Source organism: Bacillus sp. NTK034 (assembly GCF_017303275.1).
Lineage (GTDB): Bacteria > Bacillota > Bacilli > Bacillales > Cytobacillaceae > Cytobacillus.
The window spans coordinates 1-356 of record NZ_JAFKOJ010000045.1 but is presented as its reverse complement, the minus strand read 5'-3'; the positions used below and the strand labels follow the sequence as shown (position 1 = coordinate 356).

Annotated in this window: 1 protein-coding gene; it reads left to right on the top strand. The window is 49.4% G+C overall.

Annotation, left to right across the window (positions count from 1 at the left end; all coding sequences use genetic code 11):
- A partial coding sequence (locus tag JI665_RS28315; RefSeq protein WP_206846294.1) for an aldehyde dehydrogenase family protein occupies positions 1-356 on the top strand: 356 nt, incomplete at both ends.

The window sequence follows — 356 nt, the reverse complement described above, 5'->3', positions numbered from 1 at the left end:
TTCATCAAGCCGACTGTATTTGCTGACCTTGCTCCGGATGCACGCTTAATGCAGGAAGAAATCTTTGGGCCAGTTGTTGGCTTCACAAAGGCAAAAGATTTCGACCATGCGCTTGAAATCGCCAACAACACGGAGTACGGCTTAACAGGAGCTGTGATCACGCAGAACCGTGAGCACATCCAAAAAGCGCGCGAAGACTTCCATGTTGGGAACTTATACTTCAACCGCGGCTGTACAGGAGCGATCGTTGGATACCAGCCATTCGGCGGATTCAACATGTCAGGAACAGACTCCAAAGCAGGCGGGCCTGATTACATTCTTCTGCACATGCAGGCAAAGACTACTTCTGAAATGTA